Genomic DNA, 21,761 nt, shown 5'->3' with positions numbered 1-21,761 from the left:
CGCCGGCTTTGACCGTCCACGCGCAATCAGCCGCGGCGGCCGCGGCGCTCGCGCGGGGCGGCCGTCGGGCCCTCGTTGGCGGTCTTGTTGCGCAGCGGGCCGATGCGCTCGACGATCGCTTCCAGCGTCGGGCGCGGACCGGGCGTGTAGCTGTCCAGTGCTTCGCGCATGGCGGCGAGGTGGTTGCAGGATGTGCCGCAGCAGCCGCCGATGATTTTTGCGCCGGCATCGCGGGCAAGGCGTGCATAGTCGGCCATCAGCGGCGGGGTGCCGGAATAGAAAATCTCCGAACCGCGGAATTCCGGGATGCCGCAATTGCCCTTGACGACGACGGTGGCCGACGGATCGGCCTCGGTCATGTCGAGCAGCGAGGAGAGGATGTCGGAGGCCCCGACGCCGCAATTGGCGCCGACGGCGACCGGTCCGTCGCCGATGTCCTTGGCGACCGCGTGGATGTCGCGCGGGTGCAGGCCCATCATCGTTTTGCCTGCCGTGTCGAATGAGCCGGTATAGACGTAGGGGAGGCCGACACGCACGGCAGCTTCGGCGGCAGCGCGGATCTCGTCGGCAGACGACATGGTCTCGATCCACAGCACTTCCGCGCCACCGGCCTTCAGGCCTTCCATCTGCTCGGCAAAAGCCTCGACCGCGTCTTCGTAGGAGAGGGCGCCGAGCGGAATCAGCAGTTCGCCGGTCGGGCCGACGGAGCCGGCGGTGATGACCTTGCGCGGCGCCTTGTCGGCCACGGCACGGGCAATCTCGGCTGCACGCTTGTTGAGGGCGTGGACCCGATCCTGCGCGTGGTGCAACTTCAGGCGATGGCGGGTGCCACCGAAGGAATTGGTAAGGATGATGTCGGCGCCGGCATCAACGAAGTCCTGGTGGAGCTTGGTGATGTTGTCGGGCTTGGCCTCGTTCCACAGTTCCGGCGCTTCGCCGGCCTCGAGGCCCATGGCGAAGAGCGAGGTGCCCGTTGCGCCGTCGGCCAGAAGCACGCCCTTCTTCTGGAGGAGGTCGGAAAGCGGATTGGCGGCAGCGGTCATCGGAAACCCTCTCGAAATCAGTTGTAGAGAGATATAAAGATATCTTTATGTGATGGCAAGGGTGGATGTTCGCGTCGCTCGTCCAGCGTCGGTGATCAGCGCCGGAAATCCGGGTGGCGGGCCATGCCGAGGCCGAAGATGGCCAGTGCCGTCAAAAGCCATTGCGGATCGGCGCGGTTGAAGATGAAGGATTCCAGCATGCCGTTGTAGGTCATGAAGATGATGACCATCATGCAAAAATCGGCAAAGGCGCGGTTGGCGGGGTAGCGCGTCGCCTTGGCGAAATCGAAGAGTGGCTTGACGAAGAGCAGGGCGATGATGATCGGCCCGCCGATGAGGCCGAAGGTGATGATGGCGTCGAGATAGGTGTTGTGGCCGGAGACAATGCCGCGCACGTCCCAGTTTTCCTCGAAATTGGCCTCCATGCCCATGATGACGGGCGAGAGCCAGAAGCCGGCAAAGCCGTGGCCGAGCCAGGGGTGATCGGCGATTGCCGCTGACCCGAAGCGCCAGATCGCGTCGCGGCCGGTGAAGGTGTAGTCTTCGAGGATGGCGGCGGTGATGTGCAGGAAGGCCGGCGAGAAGACCGTACCGATCGTCAGGCATCCCACGAGGATGGTGAAGAGCACATGGCAGGAGATGGTGAAGGCGGCGCTGCCGATGGCGCGGCCGGCCAGAACGAGCAGGATGGCGACGGGCAGGAACCCCATCGTGGTCTTCGAACCCGTGTGGGCGACGAAGATGAAGGCGAGCACCGCAATCGCCGACCCGCGCAGCCGGGCGCCCGCCCGGAAGGCATAGATGCCGAACATGGCGATGACAGAGAAGATCGGCGCCGTGACGTTCTTGTGGATCAGATGGCCGCGCCAGAAGCCGGCATGCCAGTATTCCGCGCCAACGCCCTGATGGATTGCCTTGGCGGGCAGTAGGACGAGGGCCGCGTAATCGATCAACACCAGCGCCAGGACGGCCGTCGCGCCGGCATTGACGAAGTCTCGCTCACTTCGGGGAACAGCGATCAGTCCGACGACGATCAGCATGGCGACGAGGCTGAGCGTCAGGCCGCGCGCCGCCGCCTGCGGATCGTAGGATTGCAGACATGACAGATAGGCGAGCAGGAAGATGACGATCCAGGTCGGCGAGATCAGGCGACCGAGGTGCCGCCGCTCGACCGTGACCAGAATGGCGAAGCCGAAGAGCAGCGCGAGGCTGAGATAGCCGACCTGATTGATGATGTTGGCCGTATCGGCCGGGGCATTTGCGGTGTCGATATCGCCGAGGAACGGGGTCAGCGTGAAAATGATGATGAACAGGCCGAAGCCGGAGACAACAGCCGCCATGCCGCGCACCAACCGGTCGAGGCCCGGCCGGATGTCTGGGGGAATCGCGGTGCTGATGTCGGCGCTGCGCACAGGTGAGATGGTCCGGTGATGCGTGGGTGAGGGCGCCTGCGCTGCCCGTGTCGTTACCCTGCGGCGAACATGGTTAAGGGGGGCTTAAAGAAGTCCCTGTCGGCTGGCTTCATAGGTTGGCGAAACGCGCCGCCAACAAAAAGGCCCCGCCCTTGCGGGACGAGGCCTGTCATTGATATGGGGCCAGCCTGTCAGGCGGCCTGCAGGTGCGTGGTCGGCGTGACCATGCTTGAGATGATGGCGGCAAGGTCGATGGTGCCGACCGGCCGGCCGGCGGCATCGACGATGTGGGCCGTCGTGACATTGTTGGCGGTCATCTGCCGGGCGGCGTGTTCGAGCACGGTGCCCTTGGTGATCGGAATGCCGGACTGCTCGCCGCTCATCGGCTGCATGATCGTCTCGACATTGATCACGCGGCCGCGGTTCACTTCCTTGACGAAGGCCGTGATGTAGTCGTCGGCCGGCTTCAGCACGATTTCCTGTCCGCTGCCCTGCTGGACGACCTTGCCGTCGCGCAGGATGGCGATCTTGTCGCCGAGGCGCAGGGCCTCGTCGAGATCGTGGGTAATGAAGACGACGGTTTTCTTCAGCTCCTTCTGGAGATCGAGAAGCACCGTCTGCATGTCGACGCGAATCAGCGGATCGAGCGCCGAATAGGCTTCGTCCATCAGGAGAATGTCGGCATCGTTGGTCAGCGCCCGGGCGAGCCCGACGCGCTGCTGCATGCCGCCCGACAGCTGGTTCGGATAGTGATTCTCGAAGCCCTTGAGGCCGACGCGCTCGATCCACCCGCGCGCCCGCTTTTCGCTTTCCGACCGGTTCACCCCCTGGATTTCGAGGCCGTAAATGGTGTTCTCGATCACGGTGCGGTGCGGCAGGAGCGCGAATTTCTGGAACACCATCGCCGTTTTGTGGCGACGGAATTCCCGAAGGTCGTTCTCGTTCATCTTGCAGATGTCGACGCCGTCGTAGAGCACTTCGCCGGCTGTCGGATCGATCAGACGGTTGATGTGTCGGATCAGCGTCGACTTGCCGGAGCCGGACAGACCCATCACCACCATGATCCCGCCGGCGGGCATGGAGATGTTGATGTCCTGCAGGCCGAGAACATGGCCGTGCTTTTCGTTGAGCTCGGCCTTGCCGAGGCCGGCCTTGACCCGGTCGACATAGGCCTGGCCGTTGGATCCGAAGATCTTGTAGAGGTTCTTCACCTCGATCGCGTGACTAGCCATGGATGACCTCCGAATGCTTCTGCAGGCGCCGGCCGAAGGCCTGGCTGGTTCGGTCGAAGATGATGGCGATCGCCACCAGCGAGAAGCCGTTGAGGAAGCCGACCGTGAAGAACTGGTTGTTGATGGCCTGCAGCACGTTGCGGCCGAGACCGCCGACCCCGATCATCGAAGCGACGACGACCATGGCGAGCGACATCATGATGGTCTGGTTGATGCCGGCCATGATGGTGGGAAGCGCGAGCGGCATCTGCACGTTCTTCAGCTTCTGCCATCCCGAGGAGCCGAAAGCGTCGGCGGCTTCGAGCACTTCCTTGTCGACGAGCCGGATGCCGAGATTGGTCAGGCGGATCATCGGCGGTACGGCATAGATGACGACGGCGATGAGGCCCGGCACCTTGCCGATGCCGAAGATCATCACGACGGGAATAAGATAGACGAAGCTCGGCATGGTCTGCATCACGTCGAGGATCGGATTGACGATGCTCTGGGCGCGCTCGGAGCGGGCCATGACGATGCCGATGGGAATGCCGATGAGGATGGAGATCAGCGTACACACCGTGACCATGGCGAGTGTGATCATCGTATCGTTCCACAGGCCAACGAGGCCGATGGCAAACATGGCGAGTGCCGTGCCGAGGGTGATGCGCATGTTGCGGCTACCGGCATAGACGACAGCGACCATGACGGCGAGGATGATGATCCAGGGCGAGTTGACGAAGACCCCTTCGAGGAAATTCAGGAACCACTGGAGTGGCTGCACGAGCGCGTCGATCGCGTTGCCATAGGCGCGGACGAAACCCTTGAAGCCGTCGTCAATCGTCTTGCGCGCTATTCGGATGCTCGTATCATCGATCGCCGGAAACTTGCACAGAAGTTCCGGCAGCATACTACAGATGGATGCCATTCTTGTCCCCTTCTTGTCCATCACGGACGCGATGGCGGCCTGGGCTGCAATCCCGCCCGGCAGCTCTTGCCCTCGAAGCCTCTGTGGGCTTCCGTCCGTTGATCGTCGGCGAAATCCGCCGGCGTTGCTTGGCGGTTTGCGACGCGACGCCACATGGAAACGTCGCACTGCGGTTTCATGTCCGTGAAAGGCCGTCCGGCGGCCAGTCCCTGCAGCGGGCGTGCGGATCACGAAAAAGGCAGCCGCCATGCAGACGGCATGGCGGCTGCCCTGGATCAGGAGACCTTAGAGAGCAGCCTTGACCTTTTCGGCGACCTCAGGGGCGACCCACTTGCTCCACATGTCCGGGTAGGTCTTCAGGAAGTACTTGGCGCCGTCCTCGTTGGTGCCCTGGTTCTCGTCCATCCAGGCCAGAACCTTGTTCACGGTGCCGTTGTCCCAGTTGCGGGCCTTGACATAGTCCATGGCAACGCCGGCCTTGTCGGCAAAGCCCTTGGTCACGACCGTGTAGACGTCCGAAACCGGATAGGAGTTCACCTTCGGATCCGCGCAGTCCGGAACGGCCGTGCAGGCGTCCCAGTCGGCCTTGTTGTGTTCAACGCCGAAGGACAGGCGCGTCATCTCGTACTTGCCGAGAATGGCGGTCGGTGCCCAGTAATAGCCGAGCCAGCCCTTCTTGTTCTCGATCGCATTGGCAATCGAGCCATCAAGGCCCGCGGCCGAACCGGTGTCGACGAGTTCGAAGCCGGCCTTTTCGGCGCCGAGCGCGCGGTAAAGGTTGGCGGTCGATACCTGGCAGTTCCAGCCGGCCGGGCAGTTGGTGACGGCTGCCTTGGAGGCATCTTCCGGTGCCGGGAAGAGTTCGGGATGCTTCAGGGCGTCCTGAACCGTCTTGATCTCCGGATGTTCGTCGGCGAGGAACTTCGGAATCCACCAGCCTTCGACGCCGCCCTCATTGAGGATCTTGGCAGCTTCGATCAGGCGGCCTTCCTTCACGGCAGCGTCGAGCGGCGTGCGCACGGCGTTGACCCACAGTTCCGGCGCCATGTCCGGCTGGCCTTTTTCGTTCATGGAGGCGAAGGTCGGCATGGTGTCGCCGGTGACGAGCGTCGCCGTGCAGCCGTAGCCGTTTTCGAGAATGAACTTGTCCACATGGGCGGCAACGCCGGCGGAGGCCCAGTTCATTTCGGCAATGGACACTTCACCGCAGTCCGCATAGGCGGCGGTGCCGGCCAGCGCGTAGAAGCCGGCGGCAATGACGGTGGATGCGAGGAGCTTTTTCATGGTCTGTCAGACCTCCCAGTCTGGATGCAGCGTTCAAGTTTATGGCTGGCCGGGGTGCTGCGGCGCCCCGGAGCCAGAACGTTGATTGATCCCTTCGGGGGGAGCGCTGGTCGCAACCGGCTTCCCCCGTGCAAGACCGGGCCCCGCCAGTCCTGTTTTCGCCGCCACCTTCCGATCTCGGGGCGGCCGGACGTTTCGGAGCCATGGAGGGGGAGCCTAAGTAATCCGGAAGAGAAATCAACAGGCGCCATGCGCGGAAGGAGGGTTGACAGCCCGTTTGGCGCGGCGGCGCAAACCCGAAAAATCGCTCTGAGGATGATTTTCAGCAAAAAATACGCAAGCAAATGCCCGCTAAGTGGGCGAATTTGGCGTGTGTGAAGGTTTCGTGTCGAGACTCTTTTTCATTTCAGACAGTTGCTGTCCTATCTGCGTCGAAAGAAATATTTCTGCCAAACTGAAAAAAAGTGAAATTTTGCACGTTCACCATTGGTTTACCGTTCGCTAACCAAGCGGTAACGATGTGACGCTATCTGTTCATCCGCGGCGGGGGACACTGCCGTCGGTCCGGATCAGGTAGTGCGTACCGGGCCTCAAGCGATCGCCGGGTGTGTATGATCCGGAGATGCCAGGCGTATTTTTGGCGGGCCGCGTGATCCTTCATCGGATCGACGCGGCCTTCGCATATCAAGGGAACGTTGCCCGCCCGGAGAATGCGACGTTCCCGGTCATCATCAAAAAAAGGCGCACCCGAAGGCACGCCCTTTTCGTCCGTTGCGTCTTGCCGCGTCAGCCGACGTTGCGCGTGCGGATGAAACCGAGCGGGCCGAGCGGGGATTCGGCGACCGTGTTGCGCACGCGGGACTGGCTGGCGGGCACCTGGGAATTCCAGGCGATCTGCAGAAAATTCGGCTTGCTGAAGATGAACAGCATGGGGTGTGACCTCGGGTAAGAGGAAGTCTCGCGCTTCCTTCGTGTTGATGGCGCTGATATAGGCTCGAACAGGCCGTCTCGCAACATCGAAATCGGCCACGGATGTCGCAAATGCGATACTATGCAAAACTTGCATGGCTCACGCTCCGAGCACTCGTTTTCGTGCATTCATCGACGCGGCGAAATTGAGGCAGGGCAGGGGATTGCGGCGAAATTGCCGCAAGGAAACGGAGAGGCGATGGCAAAGGCGATCATGCTGCAGGGAACCGGCTCTGATGTCGGAAAATCGGTATTGGTCGCGGGGCTCTGCCGGCTGGCCTCCAACCGGGGGCTGAAGGTGGCTCCGTTCAAGCCCCAGAACATGTCGAACAACGCCGCCGTTTCCGATGACGGGGGCGAGATCGGACGGGCACAATGGCTGCAGGCCATCGCTGCCCGCGTGGCCTCCTCGGTGCACATGAACCCGGTGCTTCTGAAGCCACAGTCGGAGGTCGGCAGCCAGATCATCGTGCAGGGCAAGGTGGCCGGGCAGGCGCGGGGGCGCGACTATCAGGCCCTGAAGCCGAAATTGATGGATGCGGTGCTGGAAAGCTTTGCCATCGTCGGCGCGCAGGCGGATCTCGTCATCGTCGAGGGAGCCGGTTCTCCTGCCGAAATCAACCTCCGGGCCGGAGACATCGCCAATATGGGATTTGCGACGCGGGCCGGCGTTCCCGTCGTGCTGGTCGGGGATATCGACCGGGGCGGGGTGATTGCCTCTCTGGTCGGGACACACGCGATCCTGCCGGCGGAAGACCGGGCGATGATCGCCGGCTACATCATCAACAAATTCCGCGGCGACGTTTCCCTGTTCGACGACGGGCTGACAGCGATTGGCGACTTCACGGGCTGGCCGTGCTTCGGCGTCGTGACCTGGCTGAAGGCCGCGGGACGGCTGCCGGCGGAGGATTCCGTGGTGCTCGAACGGCGGCTCGGCGGGCGCGGACGGGCGCTGAAGATCGCCGTGCCGGTGCTGCCGCGCATCGCCAATTTCGACGATCTTGATCCGCTGGCGCAGGAGCCGGAGGTGGAACTGGTGTTCGTGCGCCCCGGCGAGCGGCTGCCGGCCGATGCCGGTCTCATCATCCTGCCGGGTTCGAAATCCACCATTGCCGACCTCAGGGATTTCCGGATTGAGGGTTGGGATCAGGACCTTGCCCGGCACCGGCGGCGCGGCGGGCAGGTGATCGGGATCTGCGGCGGCTACCAGATGCTCGGCCGTCGCGTCACCGATCCGCTCGGCATCGAGGGCAGCGAGCGGGAGATCGAGGGGCTCGGCCTGCTCGACATCGAGACCGAGATGGCGCCGGAAAAGACAGTGCGCAACTCCTCCGCCCATTCCGTCGTGCACGACGTGGCGCTCACCGGCTACGAAATCCACCTCGGCAAGACGACGGGTGCGGACTGTGCCCGCGCGCCCGTCCTGATCGACGGGCGGCCGGACGGAGCGATGTCGGCGGACGGGCGGGTGTTCGGCACCTATCTGCACGGGCTGTTTTCCAGCGATGCCTTCCGCCGCGCGCTGCTTGCCGATTTCGGCGTCAGCGGCGGGGTGGACGATTACCGCGCCTCCGTCGATGCCGCGCTCGACGATGTCGCCTCTGATCTGGAGCGAATGCTCTCGCCCGATTTCCTCGCGCGACTGCTGGATCCCGCCGCCTGATGGCGCGGGCAGGCTTTGACTTTTCAGCGGCAGCTATCTATTCCTCAGATCAGGATGGTTCCCGGGCCGGTCAGCCGGCTTGGGAGTAAATGGGAATGCGAAGGGATGGACCCATGTCGGGCATCCTCATCGCAGCCGACCCCGCGACTGTAGAGCGGTCAGGGGTCGCCGTCCGGCACCGTTGCTGTCGACCGGGGCTTTGCGCATGGCGTGCAAGGCGGGTTTTCGGAAGCGGGCCGGAAAAGCCACTGGACCATGCATGATCAACAGGGGTGGGGCGCCTCTAGTGTCTACGAATCGCCCGCCTTTTCATGCGAAGACCGGTCCGGGAAGGCGAGGCGACCCCGTTTTCGCGCCGGTGTGATGCCGGCGGCGAAGGGACCCGCGAGCCAGGAGACCTGCCATCCGCAACGGGCGAAAAGCCCGGTCGGGCGCTGCATCGCCCATTCGGCCAGCACGGAGGTTGTCATGGCTCTCGAGACTGTCCGGCGGGGCGCCGTCCCCGCCAAAACGATTTTTTGTGTCCCTCGTGACCTGAGGCCCGCGGCCGCCGTCCGGTGGTGCGCGTGACGACGTCTTCTTCCGGCTCCATTTTCGTTCTCGGTGGCGCGCGCTCCGGCAAGTCCTCCTTCGCGGAGCGGCTGGTCGTGGAGAGCGGCCTTGCAAAGACTTACATTGCCACCGGTCGGGCCTGGGACGACGAGATGCGCGCCCGCATCGCCGCCCATCGCGAGAGCCGTGGCCCGTCCTGGCAGACGATCGAGGAGCCGATGGATCTTGTCGGCGCACTGGAAGGGCTGGACGGGCCGGGCGCCGCCATCCTCGTTGATTGCCTCACGCTCTGGCTGACCAATCTGATGATGGAAGCGGCCGATATCGCCGCCGAATCGGCACGGTTCGTCGACCATCTCTCCCGGGCAAAGGCACGGATCGTTCTCGTTTCCAACGAGGTGGGTCTCGGCATCGTTCCTGAAAACGCCATGGCGCGGGCTTTCCGCGATCATGCCGGCCGTCTGCATCAGGCGGTGGCTGCTGCGTCTTCAGAGGTTTATTTCGTGGCGGCAGGGCTGCCGCTCAGGATGAAAGGTTGACTACCATGGCTTCCACAACGACGCATCAGGGCAAGATCCCGGCGACCGTCATTACCGGCTTCCTCGGCGCCGGCAAGACGACGATGATCCGCAACCTGCTGACCAACGCGGGCGGCCGGCGCATCGCGCTGATCATCAACGAATTCGGCGATCTCGGTGTCGATGGAGAGGTGCTGAAGGGCTGCGGCGCGGAGGCCTGCACGGAAGACGACATCATCGAGCTCACCAACGGCTGCATCTGCTGCACGGTGGCCGATGATTTCATCCCGACCATGACGAAGCTTCTGGAACGCGAGAACCGCCCGGACCACATCATCATCGAGACCTCGGGTCTTGCGCTTCCGCAGCCGCTCGTCGCTGCCTTCAACTGGCCGGATATCCGCACGCAGGTGACGGTGGATGGCGTGGTGACGGTGGTGGATAGTGCCGCCGTTGCCGCCGGCCGCTTTGCCGACGATCACGACAAGGTGGATGCGGCGCGCGCCGAGGACGACACTCTCGACCATGAAAGCCCGATCGAGGAGCTCTTCGAGGACCAGCTGACGGCGGCTGACCTCATCGTGCTCAACAAGACCGACCTCATCGATGCCGATGGCGTTGCCGCCGTTCGCGCCGAAGTCGCCTCGCGCACCCACCGCAAGCCGGCGATGATCGAGGCGAAGAATGGCGACGTTGCCGCTTCCGTCCTGCTCGGCCTCGGCGTCGGCACGGAAGGCGACATCGCCAACCGCAAGTCCCATCACGAGATGGAGCACGAGGCCGGCGAAGAGCACGACCACGACGAATTCGACAGCTTCATCATCGAACTCGGCCCCATCGCTGATCCCAATGCCTTCGTCGCGCGGCTGAAGGCTGTGATCGCCGCCCATGACGTGCTGCGCCTCAAGGGCTTTGCGGATGTGCCGGGCAAGCCGATGCGTCTCCTGATCCAGGGTGTCGGCCAGCGCATCGACCAGTATTTCGACCGTCCCTGGGCGGCCGGCGAGGCGCGCGGCACCCGTCTCGTCGTCATCGGCCTGCACGACATGGATGAAGCGGCGGTGCGCGCTGCCATTGCCGCAGCGGTCTGAGGGTAGCAAACGATGCATCTGCTGCTGGCGCAAAAGGGGACGATCAGTGACGGGGACGAGGCGATCGATCTCGGCCAGTCGCCGGGCGACATCCTGTTCCTGTCGGCAGCGGATACGGAGCTGTCCGTGGTGGCTGCCGCCCACCGCCAGTGGCGCGCCTCGCGGCCGGATGTGCCGCGTTTGCGCGTCGCCAGCCTCGGCATGCTCAAGCATCCGATGTCAGTCGATACCTATGTGGAGCGCACGGCGCGGCATGCGAAGCTGATCGTCATCCGCCCGCTCGGCGGCGCCAGCTATTTCCACTACGTGCTGGAAGCGCTGCATGCGGCGGCGGTGACGTACGGGTTCCAGATCGCCGCGCTGCCCGGCTGCGACAAGCCCGATCCTGGCCTCGATGCATTCTCGACGGTGAGTGCCGAGGCGCGGGCGCAGCTCTGGGCCTATTTTACCGAAGGCGGCGTCGACAATGCCGTCGGCATGCTCGCTGCCTGCGAGGCGCTGATGGCGGGCGAGCCGCTGCCGGCGCCGGCGCGGCCGCTGATGAAGGCGGGCATCTGGTGGCCGGGGACGGGGCTCGTCGGCACCGACGAATGGGCGGCGCTCGATGCCTCCCTCTCACGTCCGGCGGATGCGCCGCTGGCAGCGATCTGCTTTTACCGGGCGCTGGTGCAGAGTGGCGAGACGGCGCCGATAGAGACGCTCGTTACGGCGCTTGCGGCGGAAGGCCTGCGCGTGCTGCCCGTCTTCGTCTCCAGCCTCAAGGATCAGGTCTCGGTGGCGACGCTGGATGCGATCTTCGCGCGCCACGTGCCCGATGTCGTGATCAACGCGACCGGTTTTGCCGTGTCCGCTCCGGGCGCCGACCGCGTGCCGACCGTGCTGGAGGCGCGGGGCGCGCCGGTGTTGCAGGCAGTGCTGTCCGGCTCGACTCACGAGGCCTGGACGGCGTCGGCGCAGGGGCTGATGGCGCGTGACCTTGCCATGAATGTCGCGCTGCCGGAGGTGGATGGGCGCGTGCTGACGCGGGCGATTTCGTTCAAGGCGGCAGCCGTGCACGATCCCGATGTCGAGGCCAACATCGTCGGGCACCAGCCGGACACAGGGCGCATCGCCTTCGTGGCGTCGCAGGCTGCCGCCTGGGCGCGGCTGCGGCACCGTCAGCCGGCTGACCGGCGGGTGGCGATCATCCTTGCGAATTATCCCAATCGCGATGGGCGGCTCGGCAATGGCGTGGGACTCGACACGCCGGCCGGCACGGTCGAGGTGCTCCAGGCAATGGCGGCGGAAGGCTATGCGGTGGGCGATGTGCCCGCAGACGGCGAGGCGTTGATCGCGCATCTGATGGCCGGGCCGACCAATGCCGCGCACGACGGGCGCGAGATCCGCGAGAGGATTTCGCTCAGCGATTACAAGGCCTTCTTCAAAAGCCTTCCTCTTCAGAATCAGAATCAAGTGTTGGAGCGCTGGGGCGCGCCGGAGGCTGATCCCTTCTTCACGGAAGGCGGTTTCGCGCTGTCGCTGTCGCGTTTCGGCAATGTGATGATCGGCATCCAGCCGGCGCGCGGCTATGCGGTCGATCACAAGGAAAGCTACCATTCGCCGGATCTGGTGCCGCCGCATGGCTATCTCGCCTTCTACGCCTTCCTGCGCCGCTCCTTTTCGGCCGATGCGGTCATCCACATGGGCAAGCACGGCAATCTGGAATGGCTTCCGGGCAAGGCGCTGGCGTTGTCTGAGGCCTGCTGGCCGGAGGCGCTGCTGGGGCCGGTGCCGCATCTTTATCCCTTCATCGTCAACGATCCCGGCGAGGGTACGCAGGCCAAGCGCCGCACCAGCGCCGTTATCATTGATCACTTGACGCCGCCATTGACGCGGGCCGAAAGCTACGGTCCGCTGAAGAACCTCGAGGCGCTGGTGGACGAGTATTACGAGGCAGCGGGTGGCGATCCGCGCCGCCTACGGCTGCTCTCCAAGCAGATCCTCGACCTCGTGCGCGACATCGGGCTCGACCGCGATGTCGGCATCGACGAGCGCGACCCGGAGGACAAGGCGCTCGAAAAGCTCGACGCCTATCTCTGCGACTTGAAGGAATTGCAGATCCGCGACGGGCTGCATGTCTTCGGCGTGGCGCCGGAAGGGCGGCTCCTGACCGACCTCACCGTGGCGCTCGCCCGCGTGCCGCGCGGCCTTGGCGAAGGCGGGGACCAGAGCCTGCAACGCGCCATCGCGGCGGATGCCTTTGGCGCGGCGGGGGCCGGGTTCGATCCGCTGGATTGCGTGACGTCGGACGTCTGGGCCGGCCCGCGTCCGGCGCTCGTCGCCGATGTCACGGACGCGCCATGGCGGAGCAATGGCGATACGGTCGAGCGCATCGAGCTTCTCGCGGCGCAGTTCGTTTCCGGCGCCGTTCCGTGCCCTGATGGCTGGACCGCGACGCGGGCTGTGCTCTCCGAGATCGATGCCGCCATCCGCCCCTCCATCGAGGCGTGCGGCAAGGCAGAAATCGCTGCCCTGCTCACCGGGCTCGACGGGCGTTTCGTGGCGCCCGGCCCCTCCGGCGCGCCGACGCGCGGCCGGCCGGACGTGCTGCCGACGGGGCGCAACTTCTTCTCGGTCGACAGCCGCGCCGTGCCGACACCGGCCGCCTGGGAACTGGGGCGCAAATCGGCCGAACTCCTCATCCGCCGCTACCTTCAGGATCACGGCGACTGGCCGACCTCGATCGGGCTCAGCGCCTGGGGCACGGCCAATATGCGCAGCGGCGGCGACGATATCGCACAGGCCATGGCGCTGATTGGGGCGAAGCCCATCTGGGACATGGGCTCGCGCCGCGTCACCGGCTACGAGATCATTCCGCTTGCCCTGCTCGGCCGGCCGCGCGTCGATGTCACGTTGCGCGTCTCGGGCTTCTTCCGCGATGCCTTCCCGGAGCAGATCGCGCTTTTCGATCGGGCGATTGGAGCCATCGGTGCGCTCGACGAGGATGACGAGGACAACCGGATCGCGGCGCGGATGCGGGCCGAGACAGCCCGTCTGGTCGCGGCCGGCATGGCGGCGGCGGATGCGGCGCGGCGGGCCTCCTATCGTGTCTTCGGCGCGAAGCCGGGTGCCTATGGCGCGGGATTGCAGGCGCTGGTCGATGCAAAGGGCTGGAGCGAGCGGGCGGATTTCGGCGAAGCCTATCTGGACTGGGGCTCCTATGCCTATGGGGCGGGCGAGGAGGGCGCGGAGGCGCGCGGGCTTCTCGAGGCGCGGCTCGAAAGCGTTCAGGCCGTGGTGCAGAATCAGGACAATCGCGAGCACGACCTGCTCGACAGTGACGATTATTATCAGTTCGAGGGCGGCATGAGTGCGGCCGTCGAAAAACTCTCCGGCGCGCGACCGACGCTCTACCACAACGACCATTCACGGCCGGAAAAGCCCGTCATCCGCACGCTGGAGGAAGAGGTGGGGCGCATCGTGCGCGGCCGCGTCGTCAATCCGAAGTGGATCGCGGGCGTGATGCGCCACGGATACAAGGGCGCCTTCGAGATGTCGGCGACGGTGGACTACATGTTCGCCTTTGCCGCGACGACGGGCGCCGTGCAGTCCCACCATTTCGAAGCGGTCTATCAGGCCTTTCTCGTCGATGACGCCGTGCGCGGCTTTCTGGAGGCGCGCAATGCAGCTGCCCTGCGCGACATTCGCGACCGCCTGACCGAAGCGATGGATCGCGGCTACTGGACCCCGCGCTCCAATTCGGCGCGCTTTGACCTCGACAATCTGGCCGTTGCGGCCGAATGACATGCATTCCGGGAGTGAAGAAATGAGCGAAGAAATGACCGAAGCCGTCGAGGGCGTTGAAAAGGTCGAGGACGGCGCGCGCCATGCCATGAAGATGGCGAAGAAGAAGGTCGCGCGCGAGAAGATCATGGCGACCAAGAAGGACGAGAAGGGTCTCATCATCGTCCACACCGGCAAGGGCAAGGGCAAGTCCACGGCAGGCTTCGGCATGATCTTCCGCCATATCGCCCATGGCAAGCCGTCGGCGGTCGTGCAGTTCATCAAGGGTGCCTGGCAGACGGGCGAGCGCGACCTGATCGAGGCGCATTTTTCCAATCTCTGCCAGTTCTACACGCTCGGCGAAGGCTTCACCTGGGAAACGCAGGACCGGGCGCGCGATGTCGCGATGGCCGAGAAGGCCTGGGAGAAGGCGAAGGAACTGATCCGCGACGAGCGCAACTCCATGGTGCTGCTCGACGAGATCAACATCGCGCTGCGCTACGACTATATCACCGTGGCCGAAGTCGTCCGTTTCCTCACGGAGGAGAAGCCGCCGATGACCCATGTCGTGCTGACGGGCCGCAACGCCAAGGACGAACTGATCGAGATCGCCGATCTCGTGACCGAGATGGAACTGGTCAAGCACCCGTTCCGCTCCGGCATCAAGGCGCAGATCGGCGTCGAATACTGAGTCTTCCTCAGAAGCCGGCCCATTGCCTCAGCGGATTGGCGGGGTCGGCGAGAAGCCGGATGGCGAGCGCGATGGAGGAGAGGACGAGCAGCGGCTTGATCATGCGCGATCCGATCCGCATGGCGAGCCTTGAGCCGACCTGCGCGCCGAGAAACTGGCCGACGCCCATGATGATGCCGACCTTCCAGAGCACGACGCCGGCGAGCGAGAAGACGGCGAAGGCGCCGACGTTCGAGCCGAAGTTCAGGAGCTTGGTATGGGCGGTGGCTTTCAGGATGCCGAATCCGGCAAGCGTCACGAAGCCCAGCATGAAGAAGGAGCCGGTGCCGGGCCCGAAGACGCCATCATAGAAGCCGATCAGCGGCACCAGCGTCAGCGAGAAGGCAAAGGGTGAGATTCGCCGGGCCCGATCCTCGTCGCCGATGCGCGGCTTGAGGCCAAAATAAAGGGCGATGGCGATGAGGAGCAGCGGGAGCGCGGCGCGCAGCATGTCGCCCGGCACCTGTGTCGCCAGAAGGGCGCCGATGACCGAGCCACCCGCGGAGATCGCCGCCATGGGCAGTTGTTCGCGCAGGTTCACATGGCCGCGCCGCGCATAGGCCATGCTGGCGGAGCCGGAGCCGAACAGCGATTGCAGCTTGTTGGTGCCGAGTGCTTCCAGCGGCGGAATGCCGGCGATCAGCATGGCAGGCAGGGTGATCATCCCGCCGCCGCCGGCGATGGAATCGATGAAGCCGGCGATGAAGGCAGCAATAAACAGGAAGACAAGCAGGTGAATGGCAAGGTCATGCACGGCGAAGGCGCTTTCCGGCTGGCTGTGGCACGGCTCGGGTGCGGCGCGCGTGCCGGTCATTCGATCGGTGGGCGCGGGACAAGACCCGGCGCCTGCGGCGCGACCTCGACCATGCCGATGGCGCGCCCGTCGCTTCTGGCAGGTTGTGCGGCAAATGGCAAAGGTGGCCGGCGATTTTGCCTGTCCTGATTGCGGCACTGGCGCGGTCGGGAGGGTCGATGGCGCAAACGCGTTTGACCGGTTCCCGGCGCTCGGCTAGAACTGTGACACTGAGACGACGGCGTCCGCAATGCGACGGACACGCCGGCTTTCGGGATCGCGTCGACCCAGACCGGGGACGTCCTTCGAGCCGTCGGGAAACATGTTGTGCAAGGCCGGATCTTTCCGTCTGGCCGGGTATAGGTGGCGCTGCGGTTCGCTTGGGTCTGAGGGAGGCCTTCATGTCCGCACATTCTGCCGCTTTCTCCGCGTCGCGTCTTCTGTTTGACGGTGACGTTTCGGGTGTGCCCTCCGCCGCCTCCCTTTTCGAAGAACGTCTCATTCTCGGGCTCGGTTGTGAATGCGGCACGTCGGCAGCCGAACTGATCGCTTTGGCCGAGACGCTTCTGGCAACGACGTCCATGGTGTCGTCGTCGAGTTCATCATCCATTAGCGCCATCGCCACGATCGACGGCCGTGCCGGCGAACCGGCGATGCACGCTGCCGCTGCGCATTTCGGCGTGCCGCTGCTCGTCTTCGATGCCGCCCGCCTCGAGCGCGAGACGCCGCGTCTGGCAACGCCGTCGGAGGTTGTCTTCCGCCTTGTCGGATGTCACGGCGTCGCCGAATCGGCCGCGCTGGCGGCGGCAGGTCCCGGTGGGGATCTCGTGGCCGCCAAACGCAAGTCGAGCCGCGCGACGGCGGCGCTGGCCTGGGGTATTGCGTCGAAGAGCGACGCGTCCCTCTTCGATTTTGTCGAGTCGAAACAGGCGGCTGTGCCGGTCTGTTCGCACCTTGATTCGGCGTGTTCATGTATTGATTCCGCCTTTTCAGCCATGGTCGCAGCGATCGGGAGAGCGCCATGAGCGAGGGTGTGTTTGCCGATCTTCCGCCGCTCGAAAAGGGCCATGTGTGGCTCGTCGGCGCGGGGCCGGGTGATCCGGGCCTGCTGACGCTTCTGGCCGTCCATGCGCTGCGGCAGGCGGATGTGATTGTGCATGATGCGCTGGTCGATCCCGCATGTCTGCGCCACGCGCGGCCCGGCGCCGTCCTGGAATTTGCCGGAAAACGCGGCGGGAAACCGTCCCCGAAACAGCGCGACATCTCGCTTCGGCTCGTGGAACTGGCGCGCGCCGGCCATCGTGTGCTGCGGCTGAAGGGCGGCGATCCCTTCGTCTTCGGGCGGGGCGGTGAAGAGGCGCTGACGCTGGTCGAAAACGCCATCCCGTTCCGGATCGTGCCGGGGATCACGGCCGGCATCGGCGGGCTTGCCTATGCGGGCATTCCGGTCACGCACCGTGAGGTGAACCATGCCGTCACCTTCCTCACCGGACATGATTCCTCCGGCGTCGTTCCGGACCGGATCGCCTGGGATGCCATCGCCAAGGGCTCGCCCGTCATCGTCATGTACATGGCGATGAAACATATCGGCCAGATCACCGGGCAGTTGATCGCTGCCGGACGCTCTCCGGACGAGGCGGTCGCCTTTGTCTGCAACGCTTCCACCAGCGCGCAGCAGGTGCTGGAAACGACGCTGGCGCGCGCAGAAGCGGATGTCGAGGCGGCCGGGCTCGCGCCGCCGGCGATCGTCGTGATCGGCGAGGTGGTGCGACTGAGAGCCGGGCTTGACTGGCTTGGCGCGCTCACCGGGCGCCTGCTCGATGCCTCCGTCGATCGGGGCCGGGCCGCGCGGGATGCTGCCGGAGACGCCGCATGACAGGCATCCTGATTGCCGCCCCGTCTTCCGGCAGCGGCAAGACGACGGTGACGCTCGGGCTGATGCGGGCGCTGCGCGATCGCGGCGTGCGGCTCGCCCCCGGAAAGGCGGGACCTGACTATATCGATCCGGCCTTCCATACGCTGGCAAGCGGGCAGACCTGTTTCAACTACGATCCCTGGGCCATGCGGCCGGAACTGATGCGCGGGCGGGCGGCGCGGGCGGGCTCGGACGGGCGCTTTCTTCTCATCGAGGCGATGATGGGGCTGCACGATGCCTCCTCCGACGACTTCGGGTCGCCGGCCGATCTTGCGGCGCTCCTCGGCCTCTCCGTCGTCTTCGTGGTGGATTGCGGACGGATGGCGCAGTCGATCGCGGCGCTGGTGCGCGGCTACCGCGATCATCGCAGCGACATCCATATGGCCGGCGTCATCCTCAACAAGGTCGGCAGTGACCGGCACGAAGGCATGCTGCGCGGTGCGCTGTCGCGGATCGATGTTCCCGTGCTCGGTGTTATCAGGCAGGACGCTGCGCTGAAACTTCCCGAACGGCATCTCGGTCTCGTCCAGGCCGGCGAGCATGCCGATATCGAGGCCTTTACCGCGCGCGTCGCCGGGGTGGTGGAAGCGGGGATCGACATCGACAGGCTGCTCGCGCTTGGGGCCGCCGATCACGTTGCCATTTCCAGACCCGTGGATGTGCCGACGATCCGGCCGCCAGGGCAGCGGATCGCGATCGCGCGGGATGTGGCTTTCGCCTTCTGCTATCCGCACCTTCTGGAAGGCTGGCGCGGGCAGGGGGCGGAGATCTCCGTCTTCTCGCCGCTCGCAGACGAGGGGCCGGCGACGGACGCCGATGCGGTGTACCTGCCCGGCGGCTATCCCGAGCTTCACGCCGGACAGCTTGCGGCGGCGGACGGCTTTCGCGCCGGAATGATGGCGGCGCGCGCGCGCGGCGCGGCAATCTATGGCGAGTGCGGCGGCTATATGACGCTCGGCGACGGTATCGTTGCGGCCGATGGCACGCGGCACGCGATGCTCGGCTTCCTGCCGCTGGAAACGAGCTTCGAAAAGCGGCGCCGGCATCTGGGCTACCGGCGGGTTCAGCCGGTGGCGGGCGGTCCCGCCTTTCTGGCGGGCGGGCACCGCGCCCATGAATTCCACTATGCCTCGATCCTCTCGGAAGGGGCGGCGGAGCGTCTGTTCCTGGCCGTCGATGCCCGCGAACAGCCGCTCGGCGGTGTGGGCTTGCGTGTCGGCAATGTCTGCGGTTCCTTCATGCATCTCATCGATCGGGAGCCGGCATGACGCATCATTTCTTCCTTCTCGCCGCCGCCCTCGTTCTGGACCGGGTCGTCGGCGATCCCGACTGGATGTGGCGGCGCTACCCGCATCCGGTGGTGCTCTTCGGCAAGGCGATTTCCTTTGCCGATCGACGCCTCAACCATGAGCGGGAGCGGTTCGGGCAGCGGAAGTTGAAGGGCGTCATCGCCATCACGGCGCTGGTCGCGCTCAGCCTTGCGATCGGCTGGGTGCTGCATGCGGCCTTCCGGCATTTCGGCGTGATCGGTCATGTGTTTGAGATCCTCATCGTCGCGGTGCTGCTGGCGCAGAAGAGTCTCGCCGAGCATGTGCTTCGCGTTGCGACAGGCCTTCGCGAGGGCGGACTGGAAGGCGGGCGGCAGGCGGTGTCGATGATCGTGGGGCGCGATCCGAAGGCGCTCGACCAGTCCGGCATTTGCCGGGGTGCGATCGAGAGCCTTGCCGAGAATTTCTCCGATGGCATCGTCGCGCCGGCGTTCTGGTATGCGGTGCTCGGCCTGCCGGGTATCCTCGCCTACAAGATGATCAACACGGCCGACTCGATGATCGGTCACAAGAATGCCCGCTACCTCGCCTTTGGCTGGGGCGCGGCGCGGCTCGACGATCTCGTCAACTGGCCTGCTTCGCGGCTGTCGGCGCTCCTCGTCGCGCTCGGTGCAGGCCTGAGATTCGGGCCGAGCGCCATTCGTCGCGGGATCGGTGGGGCGCTGCGCGACGCGGGTATGCATCGCTCACCCAATGCCGGGTGGCCGGAGGCGGCCATGGCCTGGACGCTGAACGTGCAGATCGCCGGTCCGCGCTCCTATGGCGGGGTGGTGGTCGCAGAACCGATGATCAACGGAGCCGGGCGCGCGGCCCTGACAGCCGTCGATATCGAGGATGGCGTGACCGTTTTCCTTGCCGCCTGCACGATGCTGCTGGCGCTCAGCCTTGGCCTCGGCGTACTTTTCTGGCTGCTTTGACCGGCTCCCGGCCCCCTCTTTGCAGTCCTCCCAAAAGTGGATGATGGGCAACCCGTTGCAACCATCGACGGTTGAATGCGGCCAAGTCCGAGGCTCCGGCACAGTCAAGTCACTCTTCATACTCATCAAAACAAGCACTTAGCCGTGTCGGCACGCCGATGTGCGGTCGCCGGGATGGGATGCTTTGTCCAATGTAAAGAAAAGGTTTCATTACCACGAAGATCCGTCGATTGTGGCTTAATCTTGTCTCGACGAAAGACATGTATATGGTCTTGTGGTCGGGCTAATCTTCGGGAGCCCGAAAGGGGAAGAGGGGAAAAGATGAAGTATCTTTATGCGTGGGCGCTCGCCCTTAGTCTTGTTTTGTCCGGTGCTGTCTCTGCTTCGGCAGCCAATCTCGTTGCCAAGATCAGCCTGTCCAGCCAGACGATGACGGTGACACAAAATGGCGTCGTTACCTATCGCTGGAAGGTTTCAACCGCGCGCAAGGGCTATGTCACGCCGCAGGGAGCCTGGAAGGCCAAATGGCTGTCACGCAACCATCGCTCGCGCAAATACAACAATGCGCCGATGCCTTATGCGGTGTTCTACAATGGCGGCTATGCCGTGCATGCCACCTTCGATCTGAAGCGGCTTGGCCGCCCGGCGTCGCATGGCTGCGTGCGCCTGCATCCCGACCATGCCGCGACCTTCTTCTCGCTCGCCAGGCAGAACGGGCTTGCCAACACGCGCATCGTCGTCACCAACTGAGGTAACCGCCAACCTCAGTCCATACCGGCGTAGCGGGCGAGGCGGTCCATGTCGGGCACGAAGACTTCGCGATTGTGCTCGACTTCGATGACGCCGTCCTTGCGCAGCTTGGTGATCTGCCGGCTGACGGTCTCGATGGTCAGGCCAAGATAATCGGCAATGTCGGCGCGCGACAGCGGCAGGTCGAAGCGGCTGATTGTATCGCTTTCGGGGTCGATATGCGTGGCGATCAGGTGAAGGAAGCTTGCCACCTTCTCCTGCGCCGTCTTGCGACCAAGCGTCAGCATCCAGTCGCGCGCTTCGTCCAGCTCCTTCAAGGCCTGTTCGTGAAGGCGATGTTCGAGCTCTGGCGACTGATCGACGAGCCGGTCGATGACGGCGCGCGGGAAGGCGCAGATCTGCGTGTCGGTGGCCGTCTCGACCGAATGGGCGCTCTCCGCACTGAAGGGGCGACCGAGGAAATCGGGAGCAAATTGCAGGCCGACGATCTGCTGGCGCCCGTCGGCCAGCATCTTGCTGAGCTTGACGACGCCACGCATGATGTTGGCATAGCCCGGGGCGCGTTCGCCCTGGCCGAAGACTTCGGTGCCCGCCTCCAGCTCCCGCCGCTTCGACTGGCGCGACAGCTCCGTCAGCTGGGCGGGTTCGAGCGCGCCGCAGACGCCGCCATGGCGCGCCTCGCAGGACAGGCAGACCAAGGGAATTTCCGAGTTGTGAACATCGCTGCGCTGCTGGTCCACTGTTCGCACGTGCATCATCCCGCCACTCCCGTTCCTTAGCGTCCATACCCTGGCCGATGAACATTCATCAATAGTTGCATCGCGGGATTTACTTCCCTGCGAAACAATGTCTCGCCCTGATTTGCTGTTTATCAAATCGGCCGTTTCGGCGACTTGAT

General features: G+C 64.7%; 18 protein-coding genes and 1 riboswitch. Of the genes, 10 read left to right on the top strand and 8 right to left on the bottom strand.

The annotated features are described in order from the left end of the window. Positions 1-26: 26 nt before the first annotated feature. The 6 genes from bmt to F3H41_RS04785 all read right to left on the bottom strand — a co-directional run bounded on the left by bmt (position 27) and on the right by F3H41_RS04785 (position 6,805). Positions 27-1,043: a betaine--homocysteine S-methyltransferase gene (bmt, locus tag F3H41_RS04810; protein ID WP_149737396.1), complete on the bottom strand. Its 1,017-nt coding sequence runs from the start codon at positions 1,041-1,043 to the stop codon at positions 27-29. Between the two features lie 95 nt (positions 1,044-1,138). Next, a complete protein-coding gene (locus F3H41_RS04805) occupies positions 1,139-2,383 on the bottom strand; it encodes an O-antigen ligase (RefSeq protein ID WP_149737394.1) in 1,245 nt (414 codons plus the stop codon). A 263-nt stretch (positions 2,384-2,646) separates the two neighbouring features. Beyond that, the gene (locus tag F3H41_RS04800; protein WP_149737392.1) at positions 2,647-3,687 is read right to left on the bottom strand and encodes a glycine betaine/L-proline ABC transporter ATP-binding protein; all 1,041 of its coding nucleotides are present in this window, start codon (positions 3,685-3,687) and stop codon (positions 2,647-2,649) included. Continuing rightward, complete coding sequence (locus F3H41_RS04795; RefSeq protein WP_149737390.1) at positions 3,680-4,591, bottom strand: proline/glycine betaine ABC transporter permease; 912 nt, start codon at positions 4,589-4,591, stop codon at positions 3,680-3,682. Before F3H41_RS04795 ends, F3H41_RS04800 begins: the two co-directional genes overlap by 8 nt. Before the next feature lie 285 nt (positions 4,592-4,876). Continuing rightward, positions 4,877-5,875, bottom strand: coding sequence for an ABC transporter substrate-binding protein (locus tag F3H41_RS04790; RefSeq protein WP_149737388.1), 999 nt, complete (start codon positions 5,873-5,875; stop codon positions 4,877-4,879). A 786-nt stretch (positions 5,876-6,661) separates the two neighbouring features. Next, positions 6,662-6,805 (bottom strand): hypothetical protein, encoded by a 144-nt coding sequence (locus tag F3H41_RS04785; protein ID WP_149737387.1) that lies wholly within the window; start codon positions 6,803-6,805, stop codon positions 6,662-6,664. 238 nt (positions 6,806-7,043) lie between these two features. On the opposite strand from F3H41_RS04785, the gene F3H41_RS04780 reads away from it, so the two are divergent. From F3H41_RS04780 to cobO, 5 genes are all read left to right on the top strand, one after another. Then, positions 7,044-8,507: a cobyric acid synthase gene (locus F3H41_RS04780; RefSeq protein ID WP_149737386.1), complete on the top strand. Its 1,464-nt coding sequence runs from the start codon at positions 7,044-7,046 to the stop codon at positions 8,505-8,507. Positions 8,508-8,545: 38 nt separating this feature from the next. After that, positions 8,546-8,928, top strand: a riboswitch (cobalamin riboswitch). Between the two features lie 145 nt (positions 8,929-9,073). Further along, positions 9,074-9,598: a bifunctional adenosylcobinamide kinase/adenosylcobinamide-phosphate guanylyltransferase gene (gene cobU, locus F3H41_RS04775; RefSeq protein WP_149737385.1), complete on the top strand. Its 525-nt coding sequence runs from the start codon at positions 9,074-9,076 to the stop codon at positions 9,596-9,598. Between the two features lie 5 nt (positions 9,599-9,603). After that, complete coding sequence (gene cobW / locus F3H41_RS04770; protein ID WP_149737384.1) at positions 9,604-10,668, top strand: cobalamin biosynthesis protein CobW; 1,065 nt, start codon at positions 9,604-9,606, stop codon at positions 10,666-10,668. A 12-nt stretch (positions 10,669-10,680) separates the two neighbouring features. Beyond that, entirely contained in the window at positions 10,681-14,451 is a 3,771-nt protein-coding gene (cobN, locus tag F3H41_RS04765; RefSeq protein ID WP_149737383.1) for a cobaltochelatase subunit CobN, read from the top strand. Positions 14,452-14,473: 22 nt separating this feature from the next. Beyond that, positions 14,474-15,121, top strand: coding sequence for a cob(I)yrinic acid a,c-diamide adenosyltransferase (cobO, locus tag F3H41_RS04760; RefSeq protein ID WP_188129340.1), 648 nt, complete (start codon positions 14,474-14,476; stop codon positions 15,119-15,121). Positions 15,122-15,128: 7 nt separating this feature from the next. On the opposite strand, the gene F3H41_RS04755 is transcribed toward cobO, so the two are convergent. Further along, positions 15,129-15,914 carry a TSUP family transporter gene (locus tag F3H41_RS04755; RefSeq protein ID WP_149738219.1) on the bottom strand — a complete coding sequence of 262 codons (786 nt, stop codon included), beginning with the start codon at positions 15,912-15,914 and terminating at the stop codon, positions 15,129-15,131. Positions 15,915-16,354: 440 nt separating this feature from the next. On the opposite strand from F3H41_RS04755, the gene F3H41_RS04750 reads away from it, so the two are divergent. The 5 genes from F3H41_RS04750 to F3H41_RS04730 all read left to right on the top strand — a co-directional run bounded on the left by F3H41_RS04750 (position 16,355) and on the right by F3H41_RS04730 (position 20,863). Then, positions 16,355-16,978, top strand: coding sequence for a cobalamin biosynthesis protein (locus F3H41_RS04750; protein WP_149737382.1), 624 nt, complete (start codon positions 16,355-16,357; stop codon positions 16,976-16,978). Next, on the top strand, positions 16,975-17,829 hold the full coding sequence (cobA, locus tag F3H41_RS04745; RefSeq protein ID WP_149737381.1) for a uroporphyrinogen-III C-methyltransferase: 855 nt from the start codon (positions 16,975-16,977) through the stop codon (positions 17,827-17,829). The genes F3H41_RS04750 and cobA overlap by 4 nt, the downstream gene beginning before the upstream one ends. Further along, positions 17,826-19,136, top strand: coding sequence for a cobyrinate a,c-diamide synthase (locus F3H41_RS04740; RefSeq protein WP_149737380.1), 1,311 nt, complete (start codon positions 17,826-17,828; stop codon positions 19,134-19,136). Before cobA ends, F3H41_RS04740 begins: the two co-directional genes overlap by 4 nt. After that, a complete protein-coding gene (gene cbiB, locus F3H41_RS04735) occupies positions 19,133-20,113 on the top strand; it encodes an adenosylcobinamide-phosphate synthase CbiB (RefSeq protein WP_149737379.1) in 981 nt (326 codons plus the stop codon). Before F3H41_RS04740 ends, cbiB begins: the two co-directional genes overlap by 4 nt. A 321-nt stretch (positions 20,114-20,434) precedes the next feature. Further along, positions 20,435-20,863, top strand: coding sequence for a L,D-transpeptidase (locus tag F3H41_RS04730; protein WP_149737378.1), 429 nt, complete (start codon positions 20,435-20,437; stop codon positions 20,861-20,863). A 14-nt stretch (positions 20,864-20,877) separates the two neighbouring features. Here F3H41_RS04730 and F3H41_RS04725 read toward each other — a convergent pair whose 3' ends face one another. Beyond that, positions 20,878-21,618, bottom strand: coding sequence for a Crp/Fnr family transcriptional regulator (locus F3H41_RS04725; RefSeq protein ID WP_149737377.1), 741 nt, complete (start codon positions 21,616-21,618; stop codon positions 20,878-20,880). Between the last annotated feature and the right edge of the window lie 143 nt (positions 21,619-21,761).

Source organism: Rhizobium sp. RU20A, assembly GCF_900155885.1.
GTDB lineage: Bacteria > Pseudomonadota > Alphaproteobacteria > Rhizobiales > Rhizobiaceae > RU20A.
Note: the sequence above shows the minus strand (reverse complement) of the source record. Positions and strands in the feature narration are given on the sequence as shown.